We start from the raw sequence: 22,438 nt of genomic DNA, 5'->3' as shown, positions 1-22,438 counted from the left end.
ATGGACGCCCCAATGAAATGAACAAAGGGGAATGTCGGCTACAACGAGGGTGGTGATATTATTATTTTTTAAATTAATCGGTTATGAGTTTTCGAGCTCGTCCATTTCATCCAATCGGGTCAGCAGTTTTCGCATTAATGTTTCAAGCTGTTTTTGCTCATCGATATTGAGGGTGGACCAGAGAAAATGCAGGCTTTTATGCTGCGGGGGAATGAGCTGGTCAAGGAAAGCCTTACCTTCTTCTGTCATATGCAGGTGAAGGCAACGTCTATCGCTATGGCTTTCTCGCCTTTCTATCCAACCTCTTTTTTCCAGATCATCGGCAATGCGGGTGGCATTGGTTCGTGATGATCCCAGCGCGGCACTGAGTTCTGAAGGTTGAATACTGTAAGATTCCTGTGATTCCAGAGTAATTAACGCCATGAACAAGGTTTCATTAATACCTTGGTCTTTAAGGATTTTATTTCTGTGTTCCAGTATCTTGCTCTGCATATGCATACATAAACGCAACAGCAGAACCTCCTGGCGTGGAAAATCCGGCTTGCGTGAAGCGCGCAGGTTTAACATTTTTTCTATTGGTGCAAACGAACTATCCATTTGTATTAACCTCAGTAATCACGGTCTGCATAGTAACTAAAGTTACTACTTGGGTAAATGACCTTATGTTAGATAAGCTCGCCTATTCTGTGACAGAAAGTAAACAACGAACGGTTGGAAATCGGAACAATACCCGGTGGGGGGAAAGAGAATATCGTGATGGTAGAGAATGATGGCGCGCGGAGAAATCAGAAAAATTTGATTGCGAGTCCGTAGCAAAATGCACCAAGCAAGGTCGAAAATACGATACTGCGGGTTTTATAGAAGCAACCGGTCAGTACGATGAATCCGACCAGCGTAGGCAGCAGTTTCTCATGGTGTTTGAGGATGTCCGGTACGCTGGAAACGATCAGTAGCGCACAGATCGAGGCAATACCGATGCTGTCCAGCAGCAGCGCGGTTTTGCCGCGCTGCAAAGAGCCGGAGGCCCGGGAAGAACCCAGCTTCAGCGGCAAGTAACGGAAAAGGTAATTCACCAGACCGACGATCAGTCCGATAAGGATAATCTGTGTACTCATGATTTTACCTGGGTAGATGAGGCGGGTTGGAAAAGCGCGGCCAGACAACCACCGCCGATGCCGATCAGAATCGCCGCCGGAATGGATGAGATCAACAGACCGAATAACGCGCCCCCTAATGCACAAATGACCACCAGACTTTGTCTCCGCTTGAATGAAGCCAGCAGGAAACTTAGAAACAGGGCCGGCAGCATGAAAGAAAGGGCGGCTTCCACCGCGGGATAATCCTCCAGCGGGCCGTTGCCGGATAGCGCGCCAACGGCCGTTCCCAGGCACCATGACAGCCAGGATGAAGCTGCGACGCCCAGCATCCAGTTTTCCGACCAGCATCGGTTATTGCGCGCCAGTCGCGCCGCCGCCGCCGCAAAGACTTCATCGGTCAGACCAAAAGCCCATAGCGCGGTTTTGCCGGTGGGAATGCGCTGTAGAATACGGTGGCGCAAGGCCGGGCCATACAGGACGTGACGCACATCCATCGCCATCACGGTTAATGCCGCAACCCATATCGACATGCCTGCGCTGAGCAGCGCCGTGATGACGAACTGACTGGCGCCGGCATAAATAATGCAGGATAGAAAAATCCCCTCCAGCGGTGTGAAACCTAATTTGACCGCATTCATGCCAAAGGCAAAGGCGACCGGCAGATAGCCGATAACAATGGGCAGGCTGTCAAACACGCCTTCGCCAAAGGAGGCGCTAGCGAGTAAGGATGACGTCGGCTGCGCCAGTTGGTCGGATGCGTTCACAGTGCTCACAGGGTTGATGGCTGATTTGCAAAACCTTATCAAAGCGTGATGGAAATTTCACGCTCCGTTTTCGTCGGCCGATACGCGCAGCAGTACGCTTTAATGGCCTGATGCGGCGGCCGTTAGCTGACGTTCATAATGATGTCCTTTCCACCATACCAGCAGGTTTAACAGGCTGGTAATACTGCCTGCCGTACAGACGCCGAGCCAACCCCAGTGCTGATAGGCCGATGCCGAGATCAGCGAACCGAGCGCGCCGCCGATAAAGTGGAGGGTCATATAACCGGCCGTCAGGCGGTTACGCGCCTCAGGCATCATGCGATAAATCACGCTTTGGTTGGTTACATGTACGCTCTGAACGGCCAGATCCAGTACGATGATACCGATTAACAACAGCGCCACCGACTGAATGCCAAAAGCCACAAACAGCCATGACAGCAACAACAGTATCAGGCCGACGCTGGTTGTTTGTCTGGCTTTACCCTCATCGACCAGACGGCCCGCGCGTGAAGCCGCCAGCGCGCCGGCGACCCCGGCTAGCCCGAACAGACCGATAACGCCTTCTGAATAATGGTAAGGGGGAGCGGCCAGCAAAAAAGCGATGGAGGTCCACAGGATGCTGAAGTTGGCAAAGGAGAAACAGCCCAGCAGCGCGCGGGTACGTAATAACGGCGAGGCGGCGAACAGGCTGAATATTGAGGATAAAAGCTGCGGATAATTAAGCGTATTTTGCTGTTGAATCCGCGGCAGGGCACGCCAAAGTATCAATGCCATGATGACCATCAACGTACTGGCGACCCAATAGACCGTACGCCAGTCGCCGAGTGAAGCCAACGCGCCGGCGACGGTTCGGGCCAGCAGAATGCCCAGCAGCAGGCCGCTCATAATGGTTCCGACCACTTTCCCTCGGGTTTCCGGAGTGGCCAGCGTGGCCGCTAACGGAACCAGGAGCTGTGCAACGACCGAGAATAGACCTGTCAGCGTGGTTCCGGCGATCATCGGCCACAACGTGGAGGAAGAGGCGGTAATCACCATACCGCCCGCAGCGAGTAATGTCATGCCGACAATCAGCCTCCGCCGTTCAAACATATCGCCGAGCGGCACCAGAAACAGCAGACCGACGGCATAGCCTAACTGTGCCGCCGTAACGATAAAACCGGCCTGATTGACCGAGAGCTCAAATGCTTTGGCGATGGTATCCAGCAAGGGTTGAGCGTAGTAGTTGCTGGCGACGGCAAGGCCGGTGGCCACTGACATTATGAGCGTCAGGGACAGGCTCAGACCCGATTGTTCTTTGGGAGACGGCATATTCAACGTGGGTTATATACTAATAAAACGGCAGTATCGGACAGGTAGTGAAGAGATGCCAGAAAATATTCGATTGCGTTCGGCTGGCGTACCGACGGGATGTGGTCAGGGAACGGAAAGCTGATGACCGAAAAATAAAGGCGGCAAAGCCGCCTGAGGTTGCTGACAAAGCCTGGTGAGCGGCGATAATGGATGGATCGTAAAGACGCTGCAAGTACGTCCCTGTAAGCTCGAACCGCGCCATCCCTGGCGCGGACGCTTTACTCTTCCATTCCATTATCACCGTTCGATAAAGGGTGATAGGTTTGTCAACGGTCTGAGGCGGCAAAGCCGCCTTTGAGGTGTATGGCAAATAACTTACTTGGCTGCTTCGGCCGCCGTTTTGACCCAACCGTCAAACAACTGCTGGTGGGCTTTGATCCAGCCGTCAACATGCCGTTCAATATTCTGTTGAGAACCTTCGCCTTCATGCATACGCAGATTCTGCGCATTAACATCGGCCAGCGGCAGTTTCATGATGGAAAACAGCTTCGCCGCCGCCGGATTTTTCTCGGCCCATTGTTTATTGGCGGCGATCTTCATGCTGTTGACCGGGAAACCGTAGTCGGCGCCATTGGGTAATTTGGTGCTTATACCCTGTTGAGCGCCCGGTAGGGATGAGAACGGCACCTGTAGCCACACCACGTCACGTCCCGGAACCAGCACATCGCTGACCCAGTAAGGCGTCCAGGTGTAGTAAAGAATCGGTTTGCCTTCTTTATAGCGGGTAATGGTGTCGGCGATCATCGCGGCATAGTTACCCTGATTGTGTTCCACGGTGGCCGAGAGGCCGTAAGCCGGCAGATGGTGATTAATCGCCGCCTCGCATCCCCAGCCCGGCGTGCAGCCGGTCAAATCCGCTTTACCATCGCCATTGGTATCAAACAGTTTGGCGATGTTCGGATCTTTTAACTGTGCAATGTTGGTGATTTTGTATTGATCGGCGGTTTTTTTATCGATCAGATAACCCTGGGCGGCGCCGGAAACATACTCGCCCTGACGGTAGAATTTCGCATCGCCGCCGGCGGCTCTGTATTGATCGGCATGCAGCGGATCCCAACTGACGGCAATGAAGGTGGCATCGCCGGAGGCGATCGAGGTATAGGCCACGTTATAATCCACTTCTCGGATCGGCTGAACGTCGTAGCCCAGTTTCTCCAACGCTTTATTGACCAGCATCGTCTGGAAGGTTTCTTCGGAGATGGTGCTTTGCACCGGGATAACGGTGACGCCTTTACCGGGCAGGTCGCTTTGTGCGGCGTAAAGCGGCGCGCTTAGCAGCGCGGTGGTTAGGGCGGCGGCCCAGATTCTGGTTGTGCGCATAATTCTTCCCTCTTTTCTGTTTTAGTGAAGTAGGTATATTGCGTAAGTCTGATACCGCCAACGGTCTGACGGCTGCCAGACCGTTGGGGCAAATAAATTACTGCTTGATGAAAGGACGGGTCACCAGGCCGATCGGGCCGACGGTATACCAGCTTTTACTGCCTTTGCTGCGTCTGTCACGACCCAAAGATTGAGTCAGACGATCGAGGATAATGGCCAGAATAACGATACCGACGCCACCGACGGCCGCCAGTCCCATATCCAGTCGGCCAATGCCGCGTAGCACCATTTGGCCTAAACCGCCAACCGCGATCATGGAGGCAATAACCACCATCGACAGCGCCAGCATCAAGGTCTGGTTCACGCCGGCCATAATGGTTGGCATCGCCAGCGGCAACTGGACTTTGAACAGCATTTGACGAGGGCTGGCGCCAAAGGATTCGGCCGCTTCAATCAAGTCGGCCGGCACCTGACGGATACCCAGGATTGTCAGACGAATAATCGGCGGCAGGGCAAAGATGATGGTCACCACCACGCCCGGCACATTACCGATACCGAATAACATGACGATCGGCACCAGATAGACAAAGGCCGGCGTTGTCTGCATGGCGTCCAGCAGCGGTCGGATGATTTTGGCGGCCCGTTCGCTGCGCGCCAGCCAGATCCCCATCGGTAGCCCAATCAGCATGCAGAAGAACAGGGCGGTCAGCACCAATGCCAGCGTCACCATCGCCTGCGACCATGCGCCAATAGCGCCAATGGCCACCAGTGAAATCAACGTGGCGATCCCCATGCTGAAGCTGGACATCTGCCAGGCGATCAGTGAGAACACCAGGATCGCGATCGGGGCGGGCATGCCGAGCAGCAGTTGCTGAAAGCCGCTCAGAATAAAATCGACCGGCACACGGATCCCCTGAAATACGGGTCTGAAGTGCAGCACCACCCAGTCGATCCCGTTGGTTACCCAGTGATCCAATGGGATGAGGGTATCCTTGAATGGATCGAGCAGGTTGAAATGTTCCGGCTCGGCAGGCGGGGCGCTGTTGAGCCAGTCGCTGCCCGACTGCGCCGCGTCGGGCGCTCCCTGTGCCGGCGGCGCGGCATTCCAGGCATCCGCGCCGTTGGCGGGCGCATCCTGAGCGGCGCTACCGGTGGACCAGGGATCGCTCTGCGTGCCGGCATCAGGTACGGCGGTATTTTCCCCCTGAGGGGCGTTTGGCGTCGTTGCCGCCCAGGGATCGCTTTGCGCGGCAACGTCATGCTGGCCGACGGCTTGATCGGCGCCTTGCTCAGGCGCGGTGCTGTTTTCCCATGGATTTGCGGTTGATTTACTCATTGGTCACTCCTTCCTTATCCAGCGCCTGTAGCAGCATTCCTTTTGAAATGATGCCAATGTACTCGTTGTTTTCACCGATCACAGGGACAGCGCAGGGGGCTTGCGCGACCTGCGAGATCAGTTCATTGAGCGACATATCTGCGGGCACAGGAGCCGGATCGGATAACAACGCATGTTCCAGCGGCTGTTGTTCCTTCAAGGCCTGTTTCAGTGAGTCGATGGAGACGACGCCGATAAATTTTTGTCCTCGCTCCAGCACGTAGCCGTAATCGCGGTCTTCGTCTTGCAGTATTTTCAACGCGGAACGCGGCCCGACGCCCGGTGTTTTACGGATAAGCGTGACCGGACGACGGCGAGCGATATCCTTGGCGCTGAAGACATGGCTGATATCCACGCCGCGGAAAAAGGTGCGAACGTAGTCGTTGGCCGGGTTATTCAGAATCTCGTCCGGCGTGCCGACCTGAATCACTTCACCGCCATGCATAATGGCGATACGATCGCCGATGCGCATGGCTTCATCCAGATCGTGCGAAATAAACACGATGGTGCGTTGGTTACGTGACTGAAGCTTGATCAGTTCATCCTGCATTTCCGTACGAATAAGCGGATCGAGCGCGGAGAAAGCTTCATCCATCAGCAGGATATCCGGGTTATTGGCTAGCGCCCGCGCCAGCCCGACACGCTGACGCATCCCGCCGGAGAGTTCGTCCGGGTATGAATTGGCGTAATTCTCCAATCCCACCTGTTGTAGCGCATCCAGCGCTTTCTGTTCGCGTTCGGCTTTCGGTATTCCGGCCAACTCCATGCCAAACGCCGTATTGTTGAGAATATTCAGATGCGGCATTAACGCAAAAGACTGAAATACCATACTGATTTTTTTACGCCGCACGTCGCGCAGCGCTGCGTCGGATATCTGAGCGATATCTTCGCCATCAATCAGAACCTGACCGCGAGTGGGTTCTATCAGACGATTGAGAAGGCGTACCATGGTTGATTTGCCGGAACCGGATAATCCCATGATGACAAATATCTCGCCTTCTTCAATGGCCAGACTGGCATCTTTCACACCGAGTGTCAGACCCGTTTTTTCAAATATCTGATCTTTGGTTAAACCTTTATCAATCAGTTTAAATGCCCGGTTAGGATGCTCGCCAAATATCTTATAAAGATTCTTTACTTCAAGTTTAATTGCCATGAAATTGTTGTTTTCCTATGGTCATTTATAATTCTATAACGTTTGTCCTGGTAATGATTAAACGCCACATACCCTACCATAATGAGATTCTGAGACAACCCCCCGCACTCCGAATTGGTTGTAATCGCTACAGGGTGATTAGTGTGCTTTTAATACTATTATTGTCATATAACTGGATAAGATTTTTTGATTTGAATATTGCTGGTGTTTGTTTTTTTATGTTTTTAAAACAATGTATTACCATGCTGTTGTGTTGTGATTTCCACCGGTGTGAAATAAGCGCTTTTCATAAGCGGGAAATCGATGATTATTGTTTGTTTTATCAATAAAATACGGAGCGATATAAAATAATGATTCTGCCTGTCAGGCAGCGAAATAGGTCGATTTCCGTGCACAATAATTTATGCAAATCGCCGCCGCGACGATAATTATAGCAAAAATAGGCGAGATGATTTTGTGGCGTAAATGGATGTGTGGCGTACAGCTAATCCTGGCGAATATTGTGTGCGCCGATAGTGTGATTCAGCTAACACTATTATCCTTTCTCTGCGGATAATTTTTTGCCAATCGCGGTGACTGGGGCAGTACGTAATGAACGGCCGACAAGGCGGATAATCAGCATTATTTCCACGTCTTAAGTAAGACGATATCCCCAACGAATTTCAACAGGCGGACAGCCAATATGCCCGCAAGCGCGTAAGTAGATGAATGGCGCCATGACACCGCTATCCGCCAGAGGCGTAGCAGGATGTCATCGCGGCCATGTATTTAAAATTACTCGGTCATCAGGCTGACGTGCGCGGCAATGATGCGCCATCCTTCAGGCATTTTCATCCAGGTTTGCATCTGGCGGCCGGTTTTGGCGCTGCCCTCCCGCCGGAATTCAGTACTGGCTACCGCCATATCGTGACCATATGTGGTGATCACCGTATTTTGCAGTTGCCGATCCAGACCGGCGGACGGGCGGGCATTGCGGAACGCGCGAATTTCATCAATGCCGTACAGATTTTCACTCGCGCCATAGCGAACGGTCAGACTGCTATGCCAGAACAGTTCATCTAATACGTCGATATCGTTACCGGTCAAGGCTTTCTCATAACGATAAAAGGCCTCGGTCACTTCAGCCAACACGTCGGGCTGATTAATGTCATCAGGCAGCATCAGTAAGACTCCTTAGAACAACAAACATTATAAACAACAGCCCTGCTGCTCCAGCACCCAGGCGGCACGCAGGCAGAGGTCTTCGCGCCAGGGCGCGGCGATGATTTGAATACCGATTGGCAGCCCGCCGGCGGTCTTTATCGGTACGGTGACAACCGGCAAGCCGACGAAAGAAATCGGCTGGGTAAGCATGCCCATGCTGGCGCGTACCGGCAGATCGACGCCGTTGATGCGCATCGTTTCCTGTCCGATAAGGGTTGCACAACAGGGCGTCGCCGGGGCAATCAGCAGGTCGGTGTGTTCGAACAGCGGCAAAACCTGTTGACGGAAATAGTCGCGAAAACGCTGCGCCTGTACATACCAGGCGGCGGGGATCATGGCGCCGGCCAGCAGGCGTTCACGAGAGTGGGGTTCAAACTGCTCCGGCGTATCGCGCAGGGCGGGGAGATATTGATTCCCGCCTTCGCTGGCGGAAAGGATAAATGCCGCGGTACGCGCCAGGGCCGCTTCCGGTAGGGTCACGCTGGCCTGGGCGTTCAGCGCCCGAGCAACCTGTTGCACCGCGGTTTTGGCTTCGCTGCCGCTCCACTCGGAGAAATAGCCATCCAGCACGGCGCAGCGCAGGCCGGTATTTCCTTCGGCTAATTGTTCGGCACATGTCAGGGGCGGCCTTTCGGCCTGAAAGCGGTCTGATTCATCCTGACCTTGCAGCGCATCAAAAACCAGCGACAGATCTTCGGCGCCGCGGGCCATCGGGCCGATATGATCGAGGCTGGCGACGAACGGGTGGCTGCCGCTACGCGACAAACGGCCGAAAGTGGGCTTCAGGCCGAAAATACCGCACAGCGAGGAGGGCACCCGAATCGATCCGTTGGTGTCGCTGCCCAGACTGAAATTGACCAGCCCGGCAGCCACCGCCGCGGCGGAGCCGCCGGACGATCCCCCGGCAATACGCTGTTTATCGAGCGGATTACGCGTTGCGCCGTAATAACTGTTTTCCGTGGTGAAGCCGTAGGCGTAGGCATCCATATTGAGCATACCGGACAGAAGCGCCCCCTGACGGGCTAACTGCCGTATGGCGAACGCGTCCTGCGATGCGGACGGGCGCCGGCTGAATAACTGCGCCCCTGCCAGCGTGGTTTCACCCGCAACGTCAAACAGATTTTTCACGGCGTAAGGCACACCGGCCAGTGCGGGCAACGGCTCGCCGCGCCGGCGCTGACGATCGAGCGTCTCGGCCTCGTCCAGCATGCGCTGGCGGGTTATCTGCGTATAGGCATTGATTGTGGGGTTGGTCTGCTCAATGGCGTCCAGCGTGCGTTGCGCCAGCTCTCTGGCCGAGAGTTCGCCCGCCAGCAGCGCCTGTTGGATCTGTCTGATGGACAAGGGCTGAGGATCGTTCATAGCTGGTAGACTCCGGCGATTTCCTGACGCTCATTGAGCGGAAAATCCATCAACGGCTGCGCCATCGCATGAATTCGGCTGAACTGGATCAACAACTCCTGACGTCGATCATCGGTTAATGGCAAGGCCAGCAAGGTTTCCATTTGTTGCAGATACGCCGTCAGTACGGCGTTATCGGTTGATTTTGCACTCATTGGTTTTCTCTCCCGCGAGATGAATTAAAAGCCCGCCGCACTGCCGTTGCTGCGCGGATCAAATGCTCCTTCCAGCATACCGTTGGTATGGCGGACGATAGCCCCGGCGTGACCCACGGTTTCACTGAAGCTGCTCAATAATTCGACGTCATGGCCTAATGCGCGCAGCGCGTCGAGGGTGGCGGGTTTAAAACGGTCTTCAAGCTTTAAGGTGTCGGAAGACTGTCCCCAGGTTCTGCCTAATAACCAGCGTGGGGCCGTAATGGCCTGTTGCAGGGGCAAGCCCTGAAGGATATGGCGGATAAACAACGCCGCCTGTGTCTGAGGCTGTCCGTCGCCTCCCATTGATCCATACACCATGGTACGACCGTCGGCCAACCTCGCGGCCGCCGGATTCAAGGTATGGAACGGTTGCTTGCCGGGTTCCAGCGCCAGTAAATGCTGGGGATCCAGGCTAAAAGAGGCGCCCCGGTTCTGCCACAGTACGCCGGTTCCGGGCAGCACCATGCCGCTGCCGAATTCGTGGTAGATACTCTGAATAAAGGACACGCACAGCCCGCTGCTATCGCAAACGCCCATCCATACCGTGTCGCCGGGGCCTTTTCCCGCTCCCCACGGCGCGGCCTGCCGGGTATTAATCCGCTGGGTCAATACGCCAAGTTGGTCAGGCTCCAGCAGTTCCTGAACATCCTGCGTCATCATTTTCGGGTCGGTAATAAAACGATCGCGCAGTCCGAAAGCCAGCTTGGTGGATTCGACGATACGGTGAATGGTCTGGCTATCGTTTAAATCTTCCATGCCAAGATGATCGGTTAAGCCGAGGATCGCTAATGAAACCAATCCTTGCGTCGGAGGCGCGAGGTTATAAATATCGCCCTTGCTATGTTTCAGCCGCAACGGCGTGGTGCGTTTGGCGCGATAGTTCGCCAAATCATCATACGTCAGCGGCATGCCTAAGCGCGCCATCTGAGCGGCAAAACGCTCTGCCAGCGAACCGCGATAAAAACTGTCCAATCCTTCCTGCATCAACGTGGTTAGGGTTTCGGCCAGATCCGGCTGGGTGAAGCGCCCGCCCGCGCGAGGAATAGCGCCCCGCGGCATAAAGATCCGGCTAAACTCCGCAAAGCAGGACAATTCGTGATGGTGTTGCGTCAGGGCATCTTCCTGCGACTGGGTGACAGGAATGCCGCCGGCGGCATAGCGAATCGCATCGGCGAGCAAACGGGCGAGGGGCAGCGGGGTTCCGCCCAGTTCCTGCGAGAAGGCCAGCGCTTCCTGCCACCCGCCCACCGTACCGGCGACGGTCAATGCCGCTTTGGGGCCGCGGTGCGGGATCTGCTTTTCTCCCTGATAAAAGTCGCGGTTCGCCAATGAACCCGCCGCGCCGCTGGCATCAATGGCGATCGGTTCTCCGTCCGGGGGAAGAATTAGCCAAAAACCATCGCCGCCTAGCCCGTTCATGTGGGGATAGACCACGGCGATAGTCGACGCCGCGGCCACCATTGCTTCAATCGCATTGCCGCCTTCACGCAGAATAGCTTGCGCACTGGCGCTGGCTAAATGGTGTGGCGTTACTGCCATACCCAGTGGCGCGGTATTACTTTGCATCATGCCGAGGTTCCTTTTTTTTGTCCGGCGGTAGGGGAGTTGTCAGACGACGTTATTGCGTCATGCGCCGTTATTTTGTGTTGCCGAGTACCGCCTTGTTAAGCAACAGTCGTTTTAAGCAAACGCTGTTCCAGTTTTTCTATCTGTCTAATCATCACTGGCTTATGTTATGTTGCGATGAAACAAAAGACAAAACTGAAACGAAAGTTACAGCCGACAGGTGACAGCGTTATGAAACAGATTGATGAACGATTGCGAGGCCGTTATAGCGAGCTTTCTCCGCAGGAACAGCGGGTGGCTGATTTTATTTTCGATCACTTCGACGATCTGATCAGCTATAACAGCGCTGAACTGGCGCGGCTTAGCGGCGTATCCAAAGCGACGGTCAGTCGTTTGTTCAAACGTCTTGACTATCCCAGCTACCGTGCCGTGCGCGAAGAACTGCGCACGTTGCGTCAAAGCGGCATGCCGCTGGCGGATAACCGTGACGCGGTGCAGGGCAACACGCTGTTGGCGCGGCATTACAAGCAGGAAATGGCGAATCTTACCCAGTGGATTAACCAGATTGAACCGTTGCGATTCAGGGCGGTTATTGACGCCATGATGCAAGCAAAACGCTTGTGTATCATGGGGTTAAGAAACAGTTATCCGGTGGCGTTGCATCTGCGCCAGCAACTGTTGCAGATCCGCCGGCAGGTGACGTTGCTGGCGCAGCCGGGTCAAACGTTGTCGGAAGAACTGGTGGATCTGGGCGCACAGGACGTGGTGATTGTTGTGGCGTTCCGCCGCCGTCCGCGGCTGATTCAGCCCTTGTTGACCGAATTGCATGCCCGGCAGGTTCCGGTGCTGCTGTTGTGCGAGCCGCAGGCGCACAGCTTGTTATCGCTGGCGAAGTGGTCGCTGTGCGCGCCGCTGGATAGCGTTTCCGCTTTTGACAGCTACGCTTCCGCCATGAGCCTGGTCAATCTGCTGAGCAATGCGTTGTTGCATGAAATGTTGCGTGACGGCCGTCAGCGTATTCACCATATTGCCGATCTTTACGCCGAGCTGGATGAACTGGAACAGCGATAATGGGGCGCAAAAATGGTGCTTTGCACTATTTTGGTGCTTTTAAGGTTCTATTTATCCCACCTGTTGTTTCGTTTTTCTGTCGTACGCCTTTCTCCTCATGCCTGCGCTGGCGGGCATCTTATCCCCTGAACCGCGAGCGAATGCTGCTTTTTGATGACCCGCTCTTTCCACGGCGCGGCGCCGGCGCCACAAAATCCACGCGTTTTGAGACTGGCATGTTCCTTGCTTGGTTTATTGCAACAATAGTTTCACCGTTTGCTGTTAGAGAATTTTTCGTTTCAATAAAAAACCAACTGGGGGCAGAATATGAGCATCAAAAAATGTTTGCTGGCGATAGTAGGCGCAGCGCTGTTACTGACTCAGGCCGGTAACGTGATGGCCGATCAATTAAAGGATATCGAGCAGCGCGGCGTATTGCGCGTTGCCGTACCACAAGATTTCCCGCCGTTCGGATCGGTAGGAACGGATTTACAACCGCAGGGTTATGACATCGATATTGCGCGTTATCTGGCGCAAGAGATGAAACTGAAGTTGCAGTTGGTGCCGGTGACCAGCGCCAACCGCGTGCCTTATTTGCAAACCAATAAGGTCGATCTGGTGATTTCCAGCCTGGGTAAAAACGCCGAGCGTGAAAAGGTGATCGACTTCAGCCGCGCCTATGCGCCGTTCTTCCTGGGGGTGTTTGGCCCGCAGGGCAGCGAATTAAGTTCGCCTGAAGCATTGCCGGGTAAAAGCGTCGGCGTAACGCGCGGGGCGGTGGAAGACATGGTATTGACGGAGATCGCGCCGAAAGACGCGCAGATTAAGCGTTACGAAGACAACAACACCACGCTGTCCGCCTATCTGTCCGGTCAGGTGGAATATATCGCCACCGGCAACCTGGTGGTGGCGGCGCTTGCCGAGCAGAACCCGACCAAGGCGCCGGTGGCGAAATTCATGCTGCAAGATTCTCCGTGCTACATCGGCTTCAAAAAAGGCGAGCCGGCCCTGAAAGCGAAAGTGGATGCATTGATTGAGCAGGCGTTGAAAGACAACACGCTCAATAGCCTGTCTGAAAAATGGCTGAAAGCGCCGCTGCCAGACAGCATCAAAGCATAAGGAGGGTTTGCCATGACCTATCAGCTTAATTTTACCGCGCTATGGCCGTTCTGGCCTGAGCTGTTGGCGGGTTTACGGGTGACCATTGAGCTGACGGCGATGGCGACTATCGGCGGTATTGCTATCGGTATCTGTGGTGCGGCTTTGCGTAGCGGCAAGCCCACCCTGCTGAGCAAACTGTGGGGTATGTATGTTGAGTTGATACGCAATACGCCGTTTGTGGTGCAGCTGTTTTTTATCGTGTTTGGTTTGCCGAGCCTGGGGTGGAAATTGACCGCCGGCGAGGCCGCGTTGCTGGCGATGCTGATCAACCTGGGCGCCTACAGCACGGAAATTATCCGCGCCGGTATTCAGGTGACGCCGAAAGGCCAATGGGAAGCCGCCCGGGTTCTCGGGTTGACGCGCAGCCAGACCTTCTTTCGGGTGATTCTGCCGCCGGCGTTGCAGCGGATTTACCCGGCGCTGGTGAGCCAGTGCATTATCGTGATGTTGGGATCGTCGGTGGTCTCGCAGGTTTCCTATGAGGAACTGACCTTTGCCGCCAACCTGATCCAATCGCGTACGTTTCTGAGTTTCGAGGTGTATCTGGTGACTACGTTGTGTTATCTGGCGTTGTCCGTCCTGATGCGCCAGTTATTACTGCTGGCGGGCCGGCGTTTTCTGGGGAGTCAGCAACCATGATGACATTTACTGACTGGGATATTGTCCGCAACCTGCTGCTCGCGGCGCGCTGGACGCTTCTGCTGTCGCTGACGGCGTTTATCGGCGGCGCGCTGGTGACATTGCCGTTGATGTTGCTGCGCTTGACCAAACGCAAATGGCCGACGCGTATTATCCGTCTGTATTCCGAACTGTTTCAGGGTACGCCGTTGCTGATGCAACTGTTCCTGGCGTTTTTCGGTTTGGCGCTGTTTGGTATTGATGTCAGCCCCTGGACGGCCGCCGCGGTGGCGCTGACGCTGTTTACCAGCGCGTTTTTGGTGGATATCTGGTGCGGCAGCGTCGATGCATTGCCGAAAGGGCAGTGGGAGGCTTCACGCTGTCTGGGGCTGAGCTTCAGACAAACGCTCTACCGGGTGATTGCGCCGCAGGCGATGCGTATCGCCATCGCGCCGACGGTCGGTTTTTCCGTACAGGTGATAAAGGGAACGGCGCTGGCGTCGATTATCGGTTTTATTGAGCTGACGAAAGCGGGAACCATGTTGAACAACGTGACGTATCAACCGTTTAAAGTTTTTGGACTGGTGGCGCTGGGTTATTTCCTGATGTGTTATCCGCTTTCTTATTACAGCCGCTATCTGGAGAGGAAATTCAATGCCGCTCATCACCATTAATCAGGTTCAGAAGTATTACGGTCAGAACCATGTCCTGAAAGGCGTGGATCTGGATATTGAAATGGGCGAGGTCATTTCCATCATCGGGCGCAGCGGCTCCGGTAAAAGCACCCTGCTGCGCTGCATGAACGGCCTGGAAGGGTATCAGGAAGGCAGCATCAAGCTGGGCGGCATGACGGTGACTAACCGCGACTCGCAGGCGCGTGAGATTAGCCGCTCGGTGGGGATGGTGTTCCAGAACTTTAACCTGTTTCCGCATATGACCGCGCTGGAGAATGTGATGCTGGCGCCGCGTCGGGTGCTGGGCAAAAGCGCCGCGGAATGCCGTGAACTGGGCGAGCAGGTGCTGAACAAAGTCGGGCTGGGCGAGCGCATGGATTATTATCCCGGCAATCTGTCCGGCGGCCAGCAGCAGCGCGTGGCGATTGCGCGGGCGCTGGCGATGAACCCGAAAGTGTTGCTGTGCGATGAAATTACCTCGGCGCTTGACCCCGAACTGGTGGGCGAAGTGCTGAAAGTGCTGGAACAGCTTGCCGCCGAGGGCATGACGCTGATTCTGGTGACGCATGAAATGAACTTTGCCCGTGAAGTCGGCGACCGGGTGGTGTTTATGCATCAGGGAAAAGTCTGGGAACAGGGCGACAGCAAAACCTTGTTCGCCAACCCGCAGACCGCTGAGTTGAAGCAATTTATCGCCTCGGTTCGCGGGCTTTCCGAAGCGTAAAGCCCGATTAAAAATAGTTATCTCAGTTGGTTGGATTATTTCTCGGTTTTGGTCGGGTGTGGCAAAAAAGCGCATAAAAAACCACGCTTTATCACGTCCGAAATTTTCTCGTAATCGACATGGTTTTTCTAAGTAATACGGGAGCTAAGGTTCTCTCGGTGAGGAGCAAGCCACAATGAACAATGAACTGTACGCGCAAATCAATCCCCCTTATCGGCTGTTGATGGGGCCGGGGCCAATCAACGCCGATCCGCGTGTATTGCGGGCGATGGCCAGTCAGTTGATCGGGCAATACGACCCGGCGATGACCAACTATATGAATCAGGTGATGGATCTGTATCGCCAACTGTTTCGTACCGAAAACCGCTGGACGATGCTGGTGGACGGAACATCGCGTGCGGGAATCGAAGCCATTCTGCTGTCGGCGATCCGCCCCGGCGACAAAGTGCTGGTGCCGGTGTTCGGGCGCTTTGGTCATCTGCTGTGTGAGATTGCCCGTCGTTGCCGCGCCGACGTCCATACCATTGAGGTGCCCTGGGGTGAAGTCTTCACGCCGGATCAAATAGAAGACGCCATCAAAACCGTGCGCCCCCGCCTGCTGCTGACGGTGCAGGGCGATACCTCGACCACCATGTTGCAGCCGCTGGCCGAACTGGGCGATATTTGCCGCCGCCACGGCGTGCTGTTTTATACCGATGCGACCGCTTCGTTCGGCGGCAATGCCCTGGAGACTGATGCCTGGGGGCTGGATGCGGTTTCCGCCGGTCTGCAAAAATGTCTGGGCGGGCCGTCCGGTAGCTCGCCGATTACGCTTAGCCCGCAGATGGAAGCGGTGATCCGCCGTCGCAAGTGTATCGAACAAGGTATTCGCACCGACGCTCATCAGGACGGCGATGACGAAATGATCTACTCCAACTATTTCGATCTCGGCATGGTGATGGATTACTGGGGGCCGGAACGCCTGAATCACCACACGGAGGCCACCAGCATGCTGTTTGCCGCCCGCGAATGCGCCCGGGTGATTGTTGAGGAAGGGTTGGATCGGAGTATTGCCCGCCATGAATTACACGGTAAGGCGCTGGTTGCCGGTATTCAGGGCATGGGACTGGACACTTTCGGCGATCTGGACAACAAGATGAATAACGTGCTGGGCGTGGCGATCCCGCCCGGGATCCACGGCGAGCAGGTTCGCAAGATGCTGCTGGATGATTTCGCCATTGAAATCGGCACCTCGTTCGGGCCGTTGCAGGGCAAGATCTGGCGTATCGGCACCATGGGCTACAACGCCCGTAAAGATTGCGTGATGCAAACGCTGAGCGCGCTGGAAGCGGTGTTGAACCGTCTGGGCTTCCGTTCGGTTCAGGGCGCGGCGCTACAGGCTGCCTGGGATTGCTACGCTACCGATGAGGGCCGTGCATGAGTCATGCCCTGATGTCGGAGTCCGCCGCGCTGGCCGCTGCTGAACAAGTCATGAGGCGCTGCGATGCGCTGGCGGAAATCAGTGAAACCGTCGGACAGCTCACGCGGGTGTATCTGTCGCCGGAACAATTGCGCGCCAACGCGCTGGTCGGCGAATGGATGCGTGAGGCCGGTATGCGGGTCTGGCAGGATAGCGTCGGCAACATTTGCGGCCGTTATGAGGGGCTTGCCCCGAATGCGCCCGCGCTGCTGATGGGGTCGCATCTTGATACGGTGCGTAATGCCGGGCGCTATGACGGCATGCTCGGGGTGTTGACCGCCATCGAAACGGTGCGTTTTCTGCATCGGCAACAGATTCGCCTGCCGGTGGCGCTGGAAATCGTCGGATTTGGCGATGAAGAGGGGACCCGTTTCGGCATTACCCTGCTGGGCAGCCGGGGACTGACCGGCACCTGGCCCGACAGCTGGCTTGGCTGTCAGGACGCGCAGGGCATCACCGTTGAACAGGCGTTGAAAAATGTCGGACTGGATCCGCGGGCGATCGCGCAGGCGGCGCGTCCGGTCGGCGATATCGTCGCCTATCTGGAACTGCATATCGAGCAGGGGCCTTGTCTGGAACAACAGGATTTGGCGTTAGGCGTGGTGACGGCGATTAACGGCGCCCGACGCTTGAACTGTACCTTTCACGGGCTGGCCGGACATGCCGGTACGGTGCCGATGACGCAGCGTCACGACGCGTTGGCGGCCGCGGCCGAGTGGATGGTGCGGGCGGAAAGACTGACGAAAGAAAGCGATCCTTATCTGGTCGCCACATTCGGCACGCTGCAATGTTTGCCGGGGGCCGCCAACGTTATCCCCGGCGAAGTGCGGTTAACGCTGGATATTCGCGGGCCGGAAGATGTGGCGCTGGATGCGTTGCTGCAAAAGCTGCTGGCGCTGGGTAACGAGATTGCCGGCGAACGCGGGTGTCGGTTTGCGGCCGAAGAGTATTATCGGATTGCCGCCACCCGCTGCGACGCGGCGCTGCAACAGCGTTTGAGCGAGGCGGTGATGCAGGTTCAGGGACGAAATCTGTTGCTGCCCAGCGGCGCGGGGCACGACGCCATCGCCATCGCCGAACGCTGGCCGGTCGCGATGCTGTTTGTTCGCTGCCGGGGCGGGGTCAGCCATCACCCTGACGAATCGGTGACGGCGGCGGATGTGGCGCTGGCGCTGAGGGCGTGGTCAAGTACGGTTTTTGGCTATCAGGGCGAGCGCTTGTTTATAGCGTAAACCGGTCCGCATCACGCCATGCCGGGAAGGATTCCCGGTAGCTTTGCAATACTTCCAGCGACAGTTCGGCATCCAGACGCGCAGGTTGGTTGGCGGGCGCCGACGCCAGAATCTCTCCTTGCGCGTTAACGATCAGGCTGTCGCCCCGGTAGCTGTGGCCGTTGCCGTCGCTTCCCACGCGGTTGCACCCCGCGACGTAGGCCTGATTCTCAATCGCCCGCGCCGCCAACAGCGTTTGCCAGTGCGGTGAACGCGGCGCGGGCCAGTTAGCCACGTACAGCAGCAGATCGTAATCCTGGCGGTTACGCGACCACACCGGAAAGCGCAGGTCATAGCAAATCAGCGGGCAAATCCGCCAGCCGCGCCATTCAATAATCAAACGCTCCACGCCGGCCTGATAATATTGATGCTCGTTTGCCATGCGGAATAAATGGCGTTTATCGTACTGGTAAACCTCACCATGCGGATCGACCAGCAGGAAACGGTTCACCGCGCCTTTGGGCGTGCGCACGGCAATGCTGCCGCCGATTAAGGCATTATTTTTCTGCGCCCATTGATGCAGCCACTTCTCGACAACCGACTGTTCCAGACTGTTCTTTGCCGACTCCATGGCGAAACCGGTGGTAAACATCTCGGGCAACACGATCAGATCGCGGCCCGTAAGGTCGGCCAATAGCGTATCAAAGTGGCTCAGGTTGGCTGCGCTATCCAGCCAGACCAGCGGTTGTTGCAGCAATGAAATTTTTAAAGTCGACATAAACGCTCCGCGGCCGCATCTAATGTAGGTTCCTGTTTGGCAAAGCATAGCCGAATTAATTTATGGGGAAAGGGATCGGCGCAGAATACGGAAAGCGGAATGGCGGCCACGCCCACGTGCTCGGTCAACCAGCGGCAGAAGTTGACATCATCCAGATCGGAAATCGCACGGTAATCCGCCAGCAGGAAATAGGTGCCTTCGCAGGGCAGAATGTCAAAACGGCTGCTCGCCAGCGCATTGACGAAGCGATCGCGGCGGGCGCGGTAAAAATCCGGCAGTTCGCGCCAGTGCTGCGGCCGTTCACGCAACATGTCGGCAATCGCTAACTGGGCTGGCGTGTTGACTGAAAAGGTCAGGTATTGATGGATCTTGCGTACTTCCGCGCTCAGCGCGGCGGGTGCGACGCAATAGCCGACTTTCCAACCGGTCATATGAAAGGTTTTGCCGAATGAGGACACGGCGATGGCCCGCTGACGCAGCGACGGGTGCGCCAGCACGCTGGCGTGACCTTCTTCGGCAAAACAAATATGCTCATACACTTCATCGCTCAGCACGTAGATCGCATGCGCGGCAATGGCCTGCCAAAGCTGATGGAAATCTTCTTTCTTCCATACGGTGGCGGAGGGATTATGCGGCGTATTCAGGATCACCAGCCGGGTACGCTCGCTGAGCAGTGCGGCGAACTCAGCCCAGTCAACGCGAAAAGCGGGCGGTTGCAGAGCAAGGCGCTTCAGCACCCCGCCTGCCAACGCCACCGCAGGGGCGTAGCTGTCATAGCTGGGATCGAAACAGATCACTTCATCGCCGGGACGCACCAGCGCCGTAATGGCGGCAAACAGGGCTTCCGTTGCGCCGGCGGTGACGGTCACTTCGCTATCGGCGTCAGGTTTCCAGCCATATAGCTCGGCGGTTTTCTCGGCAATCACGGTACGCAGCGGGGCCACCCCGGTCATCGGCGCGTACTGATTCGCGCCCTGACTGACATGGTAAGCCAGACGTTGCTTCAGATAATCCGGGCCGTCAAAGTCGGGGAAGCCTTGTGATAGATTGATGGCCTGATGCTGCTGAGCCAGAGCGCTCATCTGCGTAAAAATAGTGGTGCCCAGAGACGGTAGTTTACTTTCGGGAATAAGCGCGGCGCTCATGGCGGATTGGACTCCTGCAAACCTGTATTGCTTGACAATATAACACGATGTAGTATTTGGCAATCAAGACGCTTGGACGTTTAAACGGCTAAATGCTTTTAAATGCTAAGACATAACAAAAAGTACTAAGCACTCACAAATAGGAAGTTTTATGCCAGAAAACCTGCAACTTACGGCACTGCTCGCCGCCTGCCGCTGGATAGGGCAAAAAGGCTGGTGTCCGGCGACCGGGGGGAATATGTCCGTGCGCCTTGATGAACAACAGTGCCTGATCACTCAATCAGGCAAGGATAAAGGCAGCTTGCAGGCTGATGATTTCCTGCTGGTGGATATCGCCACCAATCACGTCCCCAGCGGGCGTTCCCCTTCAGCGGAAACCGGGCTGCACACGCTGCTGTACCGGACGTATCCGCAGGTTGGCGCGGTGCTGCATACTCATTCGGTCAATGCGACCGTACTCTCCCGGGTGGAAACCGGGCCGGAACTGGTGCTGCAAGGGTATGAAATGCAGAAGTCGCTGGCGGGGCAGAAAAGCCATCTGGATCGGGTGGCGATCCCGATTTTCGATAACGACCAGGATATTCCGGCGCTGGCCGAGCGGGTGGCGGGGCGTGCCAGGCATGAGCCGCTACGCTACGGTTTTCTGGTGCGTGGACACGGCCTCTATTGCTGGGGGGAGAGCGTACAAGAGGCGCGCCGTCATCTGGAAGGGCTGGAGTTCCTGTTTCAGTGCGAACTGCAACGTCGACTGCTGGAGGCCAAATGAGCCAGACCCGCGCAATTAAAGCGATAGTGACGGATATTGAAGGCACCACCAGCGATATTCGTTTTGTCCATAATGTATTGTTCCCCTATGCCCGTGAACGTCTGGCGGATACCGTGCGTCAGGGAGAAGGCAATCAGGAGATCGCTCAGGCGCTGACGCTTTTGCGTCAGGAGTTGACCTGGCCAGACGCTGATGAAGAGACGTTAATCGCGGCGCTCCATCAGTTTATGGACGAAGATCGTAAATCGACCGCACTCAAGCTGTTGCAAGGCATTATCTGGCGTACCGGTTATCATAACGGCGATTTCCGCGGGCATCTTTACCCGGACGTCGCCGAACGACTGGCTGACTGGCGGCGGCAAGGCATTCGTCTGTATGTCTATTCGTCGGGGTCGGTTGAGGCGCAGCAACTGCTTTTTGGTTACAGCGAGGCGGGGGATTTACGCCCGTTGTTCAGCGACTATTTTGATACCCGCGTCGGCGCGAAGCGCGAAACGGCGTCTTACCAGACCATTGCGCAATCCATCGATTTGCCCCCCGGGCAGCTGCTTTTTCTGTCGGACATCCGTCAGGAATTGGACGCCGCGCAGCAAGCGGGGTGGCATACCTGTCAGCTCATCCGTACCGATGCTGATGATTTGAGCCGTCACCGTCAGGTGACACGTTTTGACCAGATTGACGTACAGGAGTATTCCCAATGAGCGCACTGACTATTTTTAGCGATAGCGATGCAAGCCAGCCGATTTGGCAAAGTCAGGATGCGGAGGCTATCCGTCAGCAACTGGCCGACATCGGCGTGCGGTTTGAGCGCTGGCGGGCGAATCAGCCGTTAAGCGCCAACCCAGATTCTGAAGAAGTGCTGGCGGCTTATCGGCACGATATCGACCGGCTGGTGGCGGAAAAAGGCTATCAGAGCTGTGATGTGATCAGTATCCGGGCGGATAATCCGCAGCGCGCGGAACTGCGCGCCAAGTTTCTGTCCGAACACACGCACGACGAGGATGAGGTGCGTTTCTTCGTGGAAGGCGCCGGGCTGTTCTGCCTGCACTTGCAAGGCAAGATCTTCCAGATCCTGTGCGAGAAAAACGATCTGCTGTCGGTTCCCGCGGGAACCGCGCATTGGTTTGATATGGGCCCGAAACCGCATTTCACCGCGATTCGGCTGTTCGATAACCCGGAAGGCTGGATCGCGCATTTTACCGGCGACAAGATCGCCGATGGGTATCCGAAACTGGCGGGTTGAATTTGAGGGATTTTTGTAAAAGAGCTGCGCCAGCTTGACTGGCGCAGCTCAGACCATTGACAAAGCCTGTTATTAGGGAGAGCGTGGCGAGGGGCCGTAGCGGCGTAAGCCGCCGGAGCGCCCCTCGGTACGGTAGGCCCGGGTATCTCAGGCTTACAGACGACTTTGTCAGCAACCTCA

Annotated in this window: 24 protein-coding genes; 11 read left to right on the top strand and 13 right to left on the bottom strand. The window is 55.9% G+C overall.

The window, feature by feature from the left end; translation table 11 throughout:
• Positions 1-81: 81 nt before the first annotated feature.
• The 11 genes from mprA to JG725_RS18475 all read right to left on the bottom strand — a co-directional run bounded on the left by mprA (position 82) and on the right by JG725_RS18475 (position 11,432).
• Positions 82-597, bottom strand: a complete 516-nt coding sequence (mprA, locus tag JG725_RS18525; RefSeq protein WP_172291650.1) for a transcriptional repressor MprA — start codon at positions 595-597, stop codon at positions 82-84.
• 188 nt (positions 598-785) lie between these two features.
• Positions 786-1,115, bottom strand: coding sequence for an L-valine transporter subunit YgaH (gene ygaH / locus JG725_RS18520; RefSeq protein ID WP_172291651.1), 330 nt, complete (start codon positions 1,113-1,115; stop codon positions 786-788).
• Positions 1,112-1,861, bottom strand: coding sequence for an AzlC family ABC transporter permease (locus JG725_RS18515; protein ID WP_370541773.1), 750 nt, complete (start codon positions 1,859-1,861; stop codon positions 1,112-1,114). Before JG725_RS18515 ends, ygaH begins: the two co-directional genes overlap by 4 nt.
• A gap of 99 nt (positions 1,862-1,960) precedes the next feature.
• Positions 1,961-3,169, bottom strand: a complete 1,209-nt coding sequence (locus JG725_RS18510) for an MFS transporter (RefSeq protein ID WP_199379338.1) — start codon at positions 3,167-3,169, stop codon at positions 1,961-1,963.
• A gap of 357 nt (positions 3,170-3,526) precedes the next feature.
• Entirely contained in the window at positions 3,527-4,531 is a 1,005-nt protein-coding gene (gene proX, locus JG725_RS18505) for a glycine betaine/L-proline ABC transporter substrate-binding protein ProX (RefSeq protein WP_172291653.1), read from the bottom strand.
• A 97-nt stretch (positions 4,532-4,628) separates the two neighbouring features.
• Positions 4,629-5,867 (bottom strand): glycine betaine/L-proline ABC transporter permease ProW, encoded by a 1,239-nt coding sequence (gene proW, locus JG725_RS18500; protein WP_172291654.1) that lies wholly within the window; start codon positions 5,865-5,867, stop codon positions 4,629-4,631.
• Complete coding sequence (gene proV, locus JG725_RS18495; RefSeq protein WP_172291655.1) at positions 5,860-7,062, bottom strand: glycine betaine/L-proline ABC transporter ATP-binding protein ProV; 1,203 nt, start codon at positions 7,060-7,062, stop codon at positions 5,860-5,862. Before proV ends, proW begins: the two co-directional genes overlap by 8 nt.
• A 774-nt stretch (positions 7,063-7,836) precedes the next feature.
• Positions 7,837-8,223, bottom strand: coding sequence for an oxalurate catabolism protein HpxZ (gene hpxZ, locus JG725_RS18490; protein ID WP_172291656.1), 387 nt, complete (start codon positions 8,221-8,223; stop codon positions 7,837-7,839).
• 27 nt (positions 8,224-8,250) lie between these two features.
• Positions 8,251-9,627, bottom strand: a complete 1,377-nt coding sequence (locus JG725_RS18485) for an AtzE family amidohydrolase (RefSeq protein ID WP_199379336.1) — start codon at positions 9,625-9,627, stop codon at positions 8,251-8,253.
• On the bottom strand, positions 9,624-9,821 hold the full coding sequence (gene hpxX / locus JG725_RS18480) for an oxalurate catabolism protein HpxX (RefSeq protein WP_172291658.1): 198 nt from the start codon (positions 9,819-9,821) through the stop codon (positions 9,624-9,626). Before hpxX ends, JG725_RS18485 begins: the two co-directional genes overlap by 4 nt.
• Before the next feature lie 24 nt (positions 9,822-9,845).
• A complete protein-coding gene (locus JG725_RS18475) occupies positions 9,846-11,432 on the bottom strand; it encodes a gamma-glutamyltransferase family protein (protein WP_199379334.1) in 1,587 nt (528 codons plus the stop codon).
• A gap of 228 nt (positions 11,433-11,660) precedes the next feature.
• On the opposite strand from JG725_RS18475, the gene JG725_RS18470 reads away from it, so the two are divergent.
• The 8 genes from JG725_RS18470 to hpxK all read left to right on the top strand — a co-directional run bounded on the left by JG725_RS18470 (position 11,661) and on the right by hpxK (position 18,347).
• A complete protein-coding gene (locus JG725_RS18470; protein ID WP_172291660.1) occupies positions 11,661-12,500 on the top strand; it encodes a MurR/RpiR family transcriptional regulator in 840 nt (279 codons plus the stop codon).
• The gene (locus JG725_RS18465) at positions 12,500-12,871 is read left to right on the top strand and encodes a hypothetical protein (protein WP_199379332.1); all 372 of its coding nucleotides are present in this window, start codon (positions 12,500-12,502) and stop codon (positions 12,869-12,871) included. Before JG725_RS18470 ends, JG725_RS18465 begins: the two co-directional genes overlap by 1 nt.
• Positions 12,813-13,598, top strand: coding sequence for a transporter substrate-binding domain-containing protein (locus JG725_RS18460; RefSeq protein WP_199379352.1), 786 nt, complete (start codon positions 12,813-12,815; stop codon positions 13,596-13,598). The genes JG725_RS18465 and JG725_RS18460 overlap by 59 nt, the downstream gene beginning before the upstream one ends.
• 12 nt (positions 13,599-13,610) lie before the next feature.
• Positions 13,611-14,279, top strand: a complete 669-nt coding sequence (locus tag JG725_RS18455) for an amino acid ABC transporter permease (protein ID WP_172291662.1) — start codon at positions 13,611-13,613, stop codon at positions 14,277-14,279.
• Positions 14,279-14,932: an amino acid ABC transporter permease gene (locus JG725_RS18450; RefSeq protein WP_172291704.1), complete on the top strand. Its 654-nt coding sequence runs from the start codon at positions 14,279-14,281 to the stop codon at positions 14,930-14,932. Before JG725_RS18455 ends, JG725_RS18450 begins: the two co-directional genes overlap by 1 nt.
• Entirely contained in the window at positions 14,913-15,656 is a 744-nt protein-coding gene (locus tag JG725_RS18445) for an amino acid ABC transporter ATP-binding protein (protein WP_172291663.1), read from the top strand. The genes JG725_RS18450 and JG725_RS18445 overlap by 20 nt, the downstream gene beginning before the upstream one ends.
• A gap of 175 nt (positions 15,657-15,831) precedes the next feature.
• Positions 15,832-17,076 carry an alanine--glyoxylate aminotransferase family protein gene (locus tag JG725_RS18440; protein WP_199379330.1) on the top strand — a complete coding sequence of 415 codons (1,245 nt, stop codon included), beginning with the start codon at positions 15,832-15,834 and terminating at the stop codon, positions 17,074-17,076.
• Positions 17,073-18,347: an allantoate amidohydrolase gene (hpxK, locus tag JG725_RS18435; RefSeq protein ID WP_199379328.1), complete on the top strand. Its 1,275-nt coding sequence runs from the start codon at positions 17,073-17,075 to the stop codon at positions 18,345-18,347. Before JG725_RS18440 ends, hpxK begins: the two co-directional genes overlap by 4 nt.
• Here the strand turns inward: hpxK and JG725_RS18430 are convergent.
• Together JG725_RS18430 and JG725_RS18425 are read right to left on the bottom strand one after the other, a co-directional pair.
• On the bottom strand, positions 18,337-19,104 hold the full coding sequence (locus JG725_RS18430) for an amidohydrolase (RefSeq protein ID WP_199379326.1): 768 nt from the start codon (positions 19,102-19,104) through the stop codon (positions 18,337-18,339). The genes hpxK and JG725_RS18430 overlap by 11 nt on opposite strands.
• Entirely contained in the window at positions 19,092-20,249 is a 1,158-nt protein-coding gene (locus JG725_RS18425) for a pyridoxal phosphate-dependent aminotransferase (protein ID WP_199379324.1), read from the bottom strand. Before JG725_RS18425 ends, JG725_RS18430 begins: the two co-directional genes overlap by 13 nt.
• Positions 20,250-20,400: 151 nt before the next feature.
• Between JG725_RS18425 and JG725_RS18420 the strand changes: the two genes are divergently transcribed.
• Genes JG725_RS18420 through JG725_RS18410 form a run of 3 tightly spaced genes read left to right on the top strand, consistent with a single transcriptional unit; the run spans position 20,401 to position 22,258 of the window.
• Entirely contained in the window at positions 20,401-21,015 is a 615-nt protein-coding gene (locus tag JG725_RS18420; RefSeq protein WP_199379322.1) for a methylthioribulose 1-phosphate dehydratase, read from the top strand.
• A complete protein-coding gene (mtnC, locus tag JG725_RS18415) occupies positions 21,012-21,716 on the top strand; it encodes an acireductone synthase (RefSeq protein ID WP_199379320.1) in 705 nt (234 codons plus the stop codon). The genes JG725_RS18420 and mtnC overlap by 4 nt, the downstream gene beginning before the upstream one ends.
• On the top strand, positions 21,713-22,258 hold the full coding sequence (locus tag JG725_RS18410; RefSeq protein ID WP_199379318.1) for an acireductone dioxygenase: 546 nt from the start codon (positions 21,713-21,715) through the stop codon (positions 22,256-22,258). The genes mtnC and JG725_RS18410 overlap by 4 nt, the downstream gene beginning before the upstream one ends.
• Positions 22,259-22,438 lie beyond the last annotated feature (180 nt).

This window comes from Brenneria sp. L3-3C-1, assembly GCF_016456245.1.
Classification (GTDB): Bacteria; Pseudomonadota; Gammaproteobacteria; order Enterobacterales; family Enterobacteriaceae; genus Brenneria.
Note: the sequence above shows the minus strand (reverse complement) of the source record. Positions and strands in the feature narration are given on the sequence as shown.

What these genes read in the sequence shown, in the direction of transcription:
- JG725_RS18510 (WP_199379338.1), bottom strand. Translation starts at nt 3,169, where the DNA reads ATGCCGTCTCCCAAAGAACAATCGGGTCTGAGCCTGTCCCTGACGCTC.
- JG725_RS18425 (WP_199379324.1), bottom strand. Translation starts at nt 20,249, where the DNA reads ATGAGCGCCGCGCTTATTCCCGAAAGTAAACTACCGTCTCTGGGCACC.
- JG725_RS18440 (WP_199379330.1), top strand. Translation starts at nt 15,832, where the DNA reads ATGAACAATGAACTGTACGCGCAAATCAATCCCCCTTATCGGCTGTTG.
- mtnC (WP_199379320.1), top strand. Translation starts at nt 21,012, where the DNA reads ATGAGCCAGACCCGCGCAATTAAAGCGATAGTGACGGATATTGAAGGC.
- hpxK (WP_199379328.1), top strand. Translation starts at nt 17,073, where the DNA reads ATGAGTCATGCCCTGATGTCGGAGTCCGCCGCGCTGGCCGCTGCTGAA.
- mprA (WP_172291650.1), bottom strand. Translation starts at nt 597, where the DNA reads ATGGATAGTTCGTTTGCACCAATAGAAAAAATGTTAAACCTGCGCGCT.
- JG725_RS18470 (WP_172291660.1), top strand. Translation starts at nt 11,661, where the DNA reads ATGAAACAGATTGATGAACGATTGCGAGGCCGTTATAGCGAGCTTTCT.
- ygaH (WP_172291651.1), bottom strand. Translation starts at nt 1,115, where the DNA reads ATGAGTACACAGATTATCCTTATCGGACTGATCGTCGGTCTGGTGAAT.
- JG725_RS18450 (WP_172291704.1), top strand. Translation starts at nt 14,279, where the DNA reads ATGACATTTACTGACTGGGATATTGTCCGCAACCTGCTGCTCGCGGCG.
- JG725_RS18420 (WP_199379322.1), top strand. Translation starts at nt 20,401, where the DNA reads ATGCCAGAAAACCTGCAACTTACGGCACTGCTCGCCGCCTGCCGCTGG.
- JG725_RS18475 (WP_199379334.1), bottom strand. Translation starts at nt 11,432, where the DNA reads ATGATGCAAAGTAATACCGCGCCACTGGGTATGGCAGTAACGCCACAC.
- JG725_RS18485 (WP_199379336.1), bottom strand. Translation starts at nt 9,627, where the DNA reads ATGAACGATCCTCAGCCCTTGTCCATCAGACAGATCCAACAGGCGCTG.
- JG725_RS18410 (WP_199379318.1), top strand. Translation starts at nt 21,713, where the DNA reads ATGAGCGCACTGACTATTTTTAGCGATAGCGATGCAAGCCAGCCGATT.
- JG725_RS18455 (WP_172291662.1), top strand. Translation starts at nt 13,611, where the DNA reads ATGACCTATCAGCTTAATTTTACCGCGCTATGGCCGTTCTGGCCTGAG.
- proW (WP_172291654.1), bottom strand. Translation starts at nt 5,867, where the DNA reads ATGAGTAAATCAACCGCAAATCCATGGGAAAACAGCACCGCGCCTGAG.
- proX (WP_172291653.1), bottom strand. Translation starts at nt 4,531, where the DNA reads ATGCGCACAACCAGAATCTGGGCCGCCGCCCTAACCACCGCGCTGCTA.
- JG725_RS18430 (WP_199379326.1), bottom strand. Translation starts at nt 19,104, where the DNA reads ATGTCGACTTTAAAAATTTCATTGCTGCAACAACCGCTGGTCTGGCTG.
- JG725_RS18465 (WP_199379332.1), top strand. Translation starts at nt 12,500, where the DNA reads ATGGGGCGCAAAAATGGTGCTTTGCACTATTTTGGTGCTTTTAAGGTT.
- proV (WP_172291655.1), bottom strand. Translation starts at nt 7,062, where the DNA reads ATGGCAATTAAACTTGAAGTAAAGAATCTTTATAAGATATTTGGCGAG.
- JG725_RS18445 (WP_172291663.1), top strand. Translation starts at nt 14,913, where the DNA reads ATGCCGCTCATCACCATTAATCAGGTTCAGAAGTATTACGGTCAGAAC.
- hpxX (WP_172291658.1), bottom strand. Translation starts at nt 9,821, where the DNA reads ATGAGTGCAAAATCAACCGATAACGCCGTACTGACGGCGTATCTGCAA.
- hpxZ (WP_172291656.1), bottom strand. Translation starts at nt 8,223, where the DNA reads ATGCTGCCTGATGACATTAATCAGCCCGACGTGTTGGCTGAAGTGACC.